Source organism: Catenulispora pinisilvae, assembly GCF_015356865.1.
GTDB classification, from domain to species: Bacteria; Actinomycetota; Actinomycetes; order Streptomycetales; family Catenulisporaceae; genus Catenulispora; species Catenulispora pinisilvae.
On record NZ_JAAFZA010000331.1, the window covers coordinates 1 to 9,605 of the forward strand.

General features: G+C 69.8%; 9 protein-coding genes. 7 read left to right on the forward strand and 2 right to left on the reverse strand.

Going from position 1 to position 9,605, the window contains the following annotated elements:
- From IZR01_RS45330 to IZR01_RS45355, 7 genes are all read left to right on the forward strand, one after another.
- Positions 1-1,406: VanW family protein (locus tag IZR01_RS45330; RefSeq protein ID WP_194927442.1), on the forward strand; the 1,406-nt coding region annotated here is incomplete at its 5' end.
- 601 nt (positions 1,407-2,007) lie between these two features.
- The gene (locus IZR01_RS45335) at positions 2,008-3,102 is read left to right on the forward strand and encodes a glycosyltransferase (RefSeq protein ID WP_194895279.1); all 1,095 of its coding nucleotides are present in this window, start codon (positions 2,008-2,010) and stop codon (positions 3,100-3,102) included.
- Between the two features lie 199 nt (positions 3,103-3,301).
- Positions 3,302-4,270, forward strand: coding sequence for an ABC transporter ATP-binding protein (locus IZR01_RS45340; RefSeq protein ID WP_194895280.1), 969 nt, complete (start codon positions 3,302-3,304; stop codon positions 4,268-4,270).
- On the forward strand, positions 4,267-4,989 hold the full coding sequence (locus IZR01_RS45345; protein ID WP_194895281.1) for an ABC transporter permease: 723 nt from the start codon (positions 4,267-4,269) through the stop codon (positions 4,987-4,989). Before IZR01_RS45340 ends, IZR01_RS45345 begins: the two co-directional genes overlap by 4 nt.
- Positions 4,990-5,084: 95 nt before the next feature.
- A complete protein-coding gene (locus IZR01_RS53885; RefSeq protein ID WP_194895282.1) occupies positions 5,085-6,416 on the forward strand; it encodes a sensor histidine kinase in 1,332 nt (443 codons plus the stop codon).
- Between the two features lie 100 nt (positions 6,417-6,516).
- Complete coding sequence (locus IZR01_RS54600; RefSeq protein ID WP_438939726.1) at positions 6,517-6,756, forward strand: hypothetical protein; 240 nt, start codon at positions 6,517-6,519, stop codon at positions 6,754-6,756.
- Positions 6,757-6,765: 9 nt separating this feature from the next.
- Positions 6,766-7,389 carry a response regulator transcription factor gene (locus IZR01_RS45355; RefSeq protein ID WP_194895283.1) on the forward strand — a complete coding sequence of 208 codons (624 nt, stop codon included), beginning with the start codon at positions 6,766-6,768 and terminating at the stop codon, positions 7,387-7,389.
- A 57-nt stretch (positions 7,390-7,446) separates the two neighbouring features.
- On the opposite strand, the gene IZR01_RS45360 is transcribed toward IZR01_RS45355, so the two are convergent.
- The gene (locus IZR01_RS45360; RefSeq protein ID WP_194927443.1) at positions 7,447-8,247 is read right to left on the reverse strand and encodes a hypothetical protein; all 801 of its coding nucleotides are present in this window, start codon (positions 8,245-8,247) and stop codon (positions 7,447-7,449) included.
- A gap of 7 nt (positions 8,248-8,254) precedes the next feature.
- Positions 8,255-8,758: a SigE family RNA polymerase sigma factor gene (locus IZR01_RS45365; protein WP_194927444.1), complete on the reverse strand. Its 504-nt coding sequence runs from the start codon at positions 8,756-8,758 to the stop codon at positions 8,255-8,257.
- Positions 8,759-9,605: the final 847 nt, after the last annotated feature.

The window sequence follows — 9,605 nt, forward strand, 5'->3', positions numbered from 1 at the left end:
GCAGCTTCCCCGGCCCGCCGGTCGCGCTGTCCGTCCAGGACGTCCAGCCGACCGTCACCCCGGCAGCCGTCGCGCAGGCCATGCAGGACTTCGCCCGGCCGGCGATGGTGGGCTCGGTCACCCTGGTCACCGGCAGCGTGCACACCGTCCTGAAGCCCGCGGTCCTGGGCCGGCACCTGGCGATCGAGCCGGACGGCCACGGCGCTCTGGTGCCCAAGCTGGACGGCGCCGGGATCCGTTCCGAACTCGACCACGAGGCGCTGGCCAAGCTGGAACAGCCGCCGACGGACGCCTCGTTCACGGTCGCGAGCGGCCAGCCGGTGTTGGTGCCGGGCAAGAACGGTGTCGGCTACGCGCCCACCGCGATTCAGAACGCTGTGTTGCCGGTGCTGACGAAGACCTCCTCTTCGCAGCGTATTGCGACCGTGCCTATCGGCCCGCTGCCGCCGACCCTGACCACCGATGCCGCGCAGGCGCTGGGGATTCACGACGTGATGGGCCTGTACACCGCGCCCTACAGCGCCTCCTCGCAGCGCACTGCGAACGTCAAGAACGCGGCCGGCCTGGTGCGCGGCCAGATCGTGCAGCCGGGGCAGGTGTTCAGCCTGAACCAGGTCCTCGGCGCGCGGACGTCGGCGAACGGGTTCATCCCGGCCACCGGCGAGTCCTCGTCCTCCACTGCCGCGCAGGACGCGGGCTCGGGCACCTCGCTGGTCGCCACCGCGCTGTTCAACGCGGAGTACCTGGCCGGGCTGCACGATGTGGAGCACCATCCGCACGCCGTCGTGACCGACCACTTCCCGCCCGGGATGGAGGCCGCGGTGACCTACCCGGACGCGGATCTGAAGTTCCAGAACGATTCCGGTGCGCCTGTCTACCTCTGGACGAGCGCCACGGACAACGCGGTGACCGTCGCGGTGCTGGGGCAGAAGGCGTATGACTCGGTGCAGACCGAGACCTCGCCGCACTACGCGCTGGTGCAGCCGAAGACCACGTATTCGCAGGCTGACTCTTGTGTGGCCGGTGACGGAGTCCCCGGTTTCCAGGTGGACGTCACCCGGATCCTCACCAAGTCCGGGCAGGACCCGATCCGGCAGGTGTTCCACAGCTCCTATGCCGCGCAGGACAAGGTGGTCTGCGGCGAGGCCGGGTCGTCCGGCTCCGGGACCACGACCGGCGGCGGAACCGCCGGCGGCCCGACGTCGGCGGCCACCGGCGGGGCCACGTCGGCGTCCAACTCGCCCACGGCGACCGGGACGGCTGCCAACCCGGGCGGCGGCGGTGCCGGCGGCACGCCGACCGGTGGCGCCACTTCGGCCGGGACGCCGACCGGCACCGCGCCCGGGGACGGATCGGACGGGTCGCTGTTGGGCGGGTTGCTGGGCGCTCCGTCGTCGCGGCATTGAGGTATCTCAAGCCTTTGCGATGACGGCGGCGCCGCGGTCTGCCACGGTCCGCCGCGGCCTCGCCCGGGGCCGCGCGTTCGGCGCGCTGATGGCCTGTGCAGTGTTTTCTCTGATGTGCGTGCGACTCATGAGTCATGCGCGAGCCGTGCTCGCCCTGCTGACCGCCCCCTGAAACAAGGTGACTGTAACGGTTGACATAGGCCGAACATCGGACGCAGGTGAACCAGTCGCCCGCCGGTGCCGTTGTCAACATAAATGAGGGCTCTTAGGATCCGGCTATGGGGACGGCCGACGGCGGATTCCGCAGCGGATCGACGCGCGGGTCCCGGGGGGAACCGGTGGCACGGGCGGGCACAGCTGTGCCCGCGCACAGTCCGGAGGGGGTCGTATCCGATATCGCCGCCCATCCGCGGATCAAACCTCTGATCCGGTCGCGGATCAAGCCTCTGATCCCGCCGCCGGCGCCGGCTCCTGTCGTCCAGGACCGGTCCGGATCCCAGCAGCACTCGGCCCGTCCCCGCGCCGGCGTCCGCGACGGTGCGGACGCCTCGGCCGCCGCCGTGCCGCGCTCCGGCGCGCGGGGCAAGGAAGGCGGCTCCGCATGACCAAAGTCCTGCACGTCATCACCGGCCTGGCCTCCGGCGGCGCCGAACGCCAGCTGGCCACGCTGTTGCAGCACCTGCCCGAGGAGTGCGAGGTGGCGTGCCTGACCGAGGGCGGCCGGGTCGGGGAGCGCATCCGGGCCGCCGGCTTCCGGGTCCACGACCTGCGCATGCCCTCCAACCGCGACATGGCCTCGCTGATGCACCTGGCGAAGCTGGTCCGCGACGGCGGCTTCGACGTGGTCCACACCCACCTGTACCGGGCGCACCTCTACGGCCGCCTCGCCGCCCGCCTGGCCGGCGTCCGCGCCATAGTGGCCACCGAGCACTCACTGGGCCGCGAACTCATCGAGGGCAGACCGAAGGACCGGCTGGGCGTGCGCGGCCTGTACCGCGCATCCGAACGCATGGGCCGGGTGACGATAGCGGTCTCGCAAGCCGTCGCGGACTACCTGCGGGCCTGGCGCATAGAACGGGTCGAGGTGATCGAGAACGGCATCGACATCCGCGAGTTCCGCTTCGACCCCAACGCCCGCACCCTGGTCCGCAAGGTGCTGGGCATCGACACGGACGCCTTCGTGATCGGCGGCGTCGGCCGCCTGGACCCCGACAAGCACTTCGAGGTGCTGATCCAGGCCGCGTGCCGGATCGACGGCGCGACCGCGCTGATCGTCGGCGCGGGACCGGACCGGGCGCGGCTCCAGCGGCTGGCGAACCAGCTGATGCCGGGGCGGGTGCACTTCACGGGGGACGTCGGCGGCGGGATGCTGGAAATCAAGGACTTGCTGTCGGCGATGGACGTGTTCGCCTCCCCCTCGCCGTCGGAGACCTTCGGGCTGGCGCCGCTGGAGGCCGTGGCGTGCGGGCTGCCCGCGGTGTACTCGGACTCCCCGGCGCTGGACGGGCTGCCGAGTCTGGGAGACCGCGCGGCGCGGGTGCCCTCGCGGCCGGACGCCTTCGTCTCGGCGCTGCGCGAGGCGGCGGACCTGAAGCCGGTGGACCGCTGCGCGCCGCCGGGGGCGCTGGAGCGGTACGGGGTCGCCGAGCAGGCCATCCATGTCAGCGAGTTGTACCGATCGGTGCTGGCCGAGTAGTTGCCGAGTAGTTCTTGGTGGGTCTGGTGGGGCGCCCGGTGCTGATTGTCCCGGGCGCCCCATGAGGTTTCCTCACCGGCGCGCACATGACAGCTGTCATGCCGTTTTCACGAGCTTCCACAATGGTCGCGGCCCAGGTCGGGCTGGTGTCATTGATGTCGAACGGGAAAACGAGCCACACACGACTGGGGACGCCGCAATGCCACGAGACACTCGAAGCCCGAACGGGGCGGTAGTCGAGTTCGAGAACGTGAGCAAGACCTTCCACTCGCCCAAGGGGCCGGTGCACGCCGTCAACGGCCTGACCATGGCCTTGCAGCCGGGCCAGACCATCGCCTTCCTGGGCCCGAACGGCGCCGGGAAGTCCACCTCGCTGAACATGCTGCTCGGGCTGAGCCGGCCGGACTCCGGCCGGGTGGCGCTGTTCGGCGGCACCGCGGCCGAGGCGATCAAGCACGGCATGGTCGGGGCGATGCTCCAGTCCGGCGGGCTGATGAGCGACGTGACCGTGAAGGAGCAGGTCGAGCTGTGGGGCAAGCTCCACCCGCGGCCGATCCCGGTCGCCGACGCGCTGAAGCGGGCCAACATCGCCGACCTGGCCGACCGCCGGGTGGACAAGCTGTCCGGGGGGCAGCAGCAGCGCGTGCAGTTCGCGATGGCGATCATCGGGGACAGCCCGCTGATCGTCCTGGACGAGCCCACGACCGGGATGGACGTGGAGAACCGGCAGGCGTTCTGGGCGACCATGCGGGAGCGCGCCTACGAGGGCAAGACGGTGCTGTTCGCCACGCACTACCTGGAGGAGGCGGACCAGTTCGCCGAGCGGGTCATCGTCATCAACAAGGGGCGGCTGCTCGCCGACGGTTCGTCGGCCGAGATCAAGGCCAGCGCCGGGGCCAAGCGGCTGTCGTTCCGGTTGCCGGGGGTGCAGGACGCGGTGCTGCACCGGCTGCCGAACCTGGTCAGCGTCGAACGGCAGGCGGACATCGTGCGGCTTCAGACCTCGGACTCCGACGCCACGCTCTACGCGCTGCTGGACGCCGGCTACCGGCCGGCCGAGATCGAGATCCAGGCGCTGGGCCTGGAGCAGGCGTTCATCGCCATCACCGCCGAGGACAACAACCACGCTGACGGCACCACCACCGCAACCCTGGAGGCGGCGCGATGAACGCCACGCTCACCCTCACCAAGCTGGACGTCATGCGGGTGATCCGCAACGGCCGCTACCTGATCTTCGCGATCGCCATGCCGGCCGCGCTGTACCTGATCATCGGCAAGCAGACGGCGACGGTCGACCAGGTCGACTTCAAGTCCTACTACATGCTGGGCATGGCCACCTACGGCGCGTTCGCCGGGGCGCTGATGAACAACTCCATCCGGATCGCCACCGAGCGCAAGTCGGGCTGGACCCGGCAGCTGCGGCTGACGTCGCTGCCGGGCTGGGGGTACATCTTCGCCAAGGTGATCACCTCGCTGGTCACGACCATCCCGTCGGTGCTGGTGGTGTTCGGGATCGGCGCGTTCCTGAACCACGTGGAGATGCCGGCTTGGAAGTGGGTCGTGAACGCCCTGGTGCTGTGGCTGGTCTCGATGACCTTCGTCTCGCTGGCGGTGGCGATCGGCTACCGCTTCGACCCGGAGACCGCGCAGCCGGCCGTGATGCTGGTCTTCTTCCCGATGGCGCTCCTGGGCGGGCTCTGGTTCCCGCTGGGCGGCACGCTTGAGAAGATCGGCAAGTGGTTCCCCACGTACCAGGCGCACAAGCTGGGCACGGACATCATCAGCACCGGCAAGGTCTCGGCGACCTCGATCGCGGTGGTGGTGGCCTGGGGCGTCCTGTTCGCCCTGCTGGCGGTCCTCTCGTACCGGTCGGCGAAGGAACAGTGAGCTGACCGGCGGGTCCCGGCGCCGGCGAGCCGGCCCGGGACCCGCCGAATTGCGGAGGGACCCGGAGGGAGAGGCACGATACGGAGGTGATGGACGTGCGGAACAAGCGGTCGGCCCAGGGGCCGCCGGCACCGGCTGAGGAGGGGATGGCCGGCGCGGCGGGACCGGCCGGCCGCTTGCCGGCTTTCGAGGAACCGCCCCTGCTGATGGCCGCCCCCCGGGTCGGCCAGCCGGGGCGGTTCAAGTGGATGTTCGCCGCGGTCTGGCTGTTCTACCTGGTCGACCCGGTGGCGAAGGTGGCCACCTCGAACCACACCGTCGGCTTCCAGGTACTGATCTACTCGCTGGTCACGGTGTTCGTGATCATGTACGGCTGGCTGGCGTTCCAGGTCTACCCCAAGAGCGGCCGGGTCGGCGTGGTGAACGAGGCCCCGCGCGGGGTGGCGCCGATCCTGGTGGTGATGGGCGTGATCGCCTTCGTGACCAGCCTCTGGGTGGACTCGGACCTGGCCGGGATGTGGGTGTACGTCGGCGCGGGCGCGGGGCTCGGGCTGTCGATGACCAGGGGGGTGGCCTATCGGGGCGTGCTGTATTCCCTGGCGATGATGACGGTCTGCTGCCTCATCTCCAGCGATCTGCGCTCCCTCGGCACCTGGTTGACGCTGCTCTTCCCGACCTTCTTCGCCGGCATGTCGACCCTCGGCATCCGGCAGATGGCGCTCCTGATCGGCCAACTGCGGGAGGCCCGCACCCAGGTGGCACACCTGGCGACCAACGAGGAGCGCCTGCGCCTGGCCCGCGACCTGCACGACCTGACCGGCCACTCGCTGTCGATGATCACCCTGAAGTCGGAGCTGGCACAGCGCATGCTGATCAAGGCCCGGGACGCGGCCCCGGACGGCCCGACCCCGCGCCTGGACGCGGCACTGAAGGAAGTCGAGGAGATCGAGCAGGTCTCACGCCAAACCCTGACCGACATCCGCCAAGCGGTCAGCGGCTACCGCCTGGCCACGCTCGCGGTGGAGGTGGCCTCGGCCCACGCGGCACTGGACGCGGCCGGCATCAAGCTCGCCGCGGCCCCGGAGGTGGCGGCCGCGACCGGCGAGTTCGACCCGCTGAGCGAGTCGGCGCTGGCCTGGAGCCTGCGCGAGGCGGTGACAAACGCGATCCGGCACAGCGGCGCGGACCACGTGGAGGTCACACTGGAGCACCAGGGAGACGAGATGGTGCTCACGGTGCGCAACGACGGACGCGGGCTGGCGGCGACGGCGGGGGAGACGGACGCCTGCGGAGGACACGGGCTCACCGGATTGCGGGAGCGGCTGGACGCGGTCGGGGGGCGGCTTTCGGTGGGCGGTGGCGATGGAGACTTTCGGCTGGTGGCCGCGGCTCCGGAGCGGGGGTCGGCGGCGCGCGGCTTGGGGTGAGGCCGGACTTGGTTGGCAGCTGAGAGCTGAGAGCCGGTCGGTGGTCGCTGGCCGGTGGCCGGTGGCTGGTGGCCGGTGGTCGGGCGGCGCGCGGCCCGGCTTGGGGGAGGGCAGCCTTGCTGGTTGCTGGTTGCTGGTTGCTGGTTGCTGGTTGCTGGTTGCTGGTTGCTGGTTGCTGGTTGCTGGTTGCTGGTTGCTGGTTTGTGGTTTGTGGTTTGTGGTTTGTGGTTTGTGGTTTGTGGTTGCGGGGTTGCGGGATTGCGGGATTACCGGGTCGCTGGGTTGCAACCGAGCGCTGCTACTCCGCCGAGACCTGCTCCGCCCATCTGCCGACGGGTAGGTTGGCCCCATGACCGCCTCCACCGATGTCGTCCGCCTGTTGCTCGCCGAGGACCAGGCCATGGTGCGTGGCGCTCTGGCGACCCTGCTCAACCTCGAGGACGACCTGGCCGTGGTGGCCGAGGTCGGTCGCGGCGACGAGGTCCTGGCGGCGGCGAAGGCGGCCGATGTGCAGGTCGCGCTGCTGGACATCGAGATGCCGGGGATGTCGGGGCTGGATGCCGCCGACGCGTTGCACCGCGCCCTGCCCGACGTCCGCATCATCATCCTGACCACCTTCGGCCGACCCGGGTTCCTGCGGCGGGCGATGGAGTCGGGGGCTTCGGCGTTCCTGGTGAAGGACGCGCCGGTGGCCGAGCTGGTCGCCGCGATCCGGAAGGTGCTGCGCGGCGAGCGGGTCATCGACCCGGATCTGGCCGCCGCCGCGCTGGCCGCCGGCGAGAACCCGCTGACCCCCCGCGAGCGCGACGTGCTCGGCGCCTGCACCGACGGCTCGACCATCGCCGACGTCGCGCGGCGGCTGCACCTGTCCGAGGGGACGGTGCGCAACTACCTGTCGGCCTGCATCCAGAAGACCGCCGCCCGGAATCGCACTGAGGCGATCCGGGCGGCGCAGCAGCGCGGCTGGTTGTAGGGATTTAGGGATTTGTAGGGACGTGGGGACGTAGGGAGGGTCGCCCGACCCTCGGGCTCAGCGGGTCGTCCACGCGGCCAGTTCTGCCGCCGCCACCTGCTCGTTCAGCCCCACGCCCTTCATCTCGGCCAACCCCAACCCCGGCGGCTGCGATGACTTCGCTCCTGGATCGGCTGGATCGGCCGTGACCAGGTAGCTGATCCCGCCCTGGTCGTCGTAGATGTTGAGGTTGGGAGCGCTCGAATCGCCGTAGTAGTACTCCCACCGGACCTGGTGCCCCTGCAACGTCGCAGTGCCCTTGGTGCAGTGCCCCGGATCGGCCGCGCACATGGACGGTGTGCCGTGGACATTCGGGTTATAGCTGCCCACAGAGACGCCGAGTATCGTCGAGCCCATGTCGAACTCCGCGCCGTAGCCGTTCTTGTCCTCCGAGGCCCGATTCAACCGTAGCGATACCCCATCCTTGCTCGGCAGCGCCGCCTTCACCGCGGCGAGCACCTTCGCGTCGGCGACCGGATCGTCGGTCTGCTGCAGGAAGCTGTAGCTGGACTTGGGCATCGAGTGCGGCGTCGAAGGTGTCGCCGGAGCCGTGGTCACGTGCCACGAACTGGAAAGCGGTCCGCCCGGACTCACATTCGTCGCGGACACCGGCTTCCCGCTCCCGAACCCGCCGAGCGCGACCACCGCCCCGGCCACCGCCACCGCCGTGACGCCCGCCCCGGCACCGGTCATGAACGCCCGCTGCCTGCGGCGCCGCTTTCCCAGCGCCCGCGCACGCTCCGGCAGGTTCCCGACCACCGGCACCGCCTCGGGCGCCGCCGCGGCGAACACCCGCCCCACATCTGTCTCCTCCATCATGGCCTCCTCAGCTCCGGATGAGATCCAGCGCCTGGTCCCCGAGGACCGAACGCAATTGTTGGAGACCACGGTGGGTGTGCGACTTCACCGAGCCCTGGGAAAGGCCGAGCGCGTCGGCGGTCTCGCCGACGCTGCGGTCCTCCCAGTACCGCAGCACCAGCACAGCGCGATAGCGCGGGGTGACTTGGGCCAGTGCGGCCATTAGAGTCAGCCGGACGTCGCTGGCAATACCAGTGCCAGCGACGTCCGGCACCGCCGCGCTCAGGATCTCCCGCTTACGGCGCCGCCGATAGGTGTCGATGTAGGTGCGAAACAACATCCGGTGCACGTAGGCGTCGATCTGCTCCACATGCTGGATCCGGTTCCAGCCCACATACACTTTCGCCAGCGCGTTCTGCGTGAGGTCCTCGGCCAGATGCCAGTCCCCGCACAACAGATACGCCGTTCGCAGCAGCCGTTGCTGCCGTGCGAGGACGAACTCGTCGAACTCTCGTTCGCGTGCTTCCCGCATCCGCCGCTCCCCTCCGTGGTCACCCCACTGACGAAGCGGCGGACGCGAGGGGTTGCGTCAGGGTCAGTATTCGCGGTCGGTACGGCCACCGACGCTGTAGGCGAAGCCCTGTCGACGCATCCGAGGGGAACGAACCGAAAACCGACCGGAAGAATAGCGATCACAGGGCCCGCAGCGGGCTTCGAGGGCCCGGTTGATCCGGCGCCCGCCAACCCGGAGTGCGCACCCCCGGCGCCGGTGCGCTGGCCAGCACCTGGACCGGCGGCCGAACTCGCCGAGCCGCCTGCCTCGCACCACCAGTTTTGTACTTCTCCGGTCGGTTTTCGGTTCGTTCCCCTCGGTCGCGTCGGCAGGGCTTTGCCTACAGTGCCGGTTCTCGGGAGTCAAGTTCGCGCTGTACGCGGCCGCCACCTCCACGCCTGACCGCAAGCGCGCGGACTTTACTCCCGGGGTTCGGCGCTGTACCCCTTGGGGCTGACGACGCGGCCGTGGGGAACGGACCGCACCACCTCACAAACCGCCGCCGCTGAGACTGGCTCGGCCACCCTATGGAATTGCGCCAGTTCCCCGAGGGAGCCAAGAGCCCCCGCCGGAGGCGCCGGCCTTTCACCAGGGCTCTTGACCTTGATCTTGCTTGTGCTCTTGCCGTTGATCTTGCTCTTGCCCTGGCTTACTGGAGTTGAAGAGGCCTGAGGTGCGGCGGGGTCGTGAACACGTAAACCGGCAGCCGACAAACCCACCCGCCGCCCCGAACCCCGAACCGGCACAACCATGACCGAAGGCCGTAAAACGCTTCTAAACACACAGGCCAACCGTAACGCGGCTCGCGAACTTGAGCCCCCAAGAA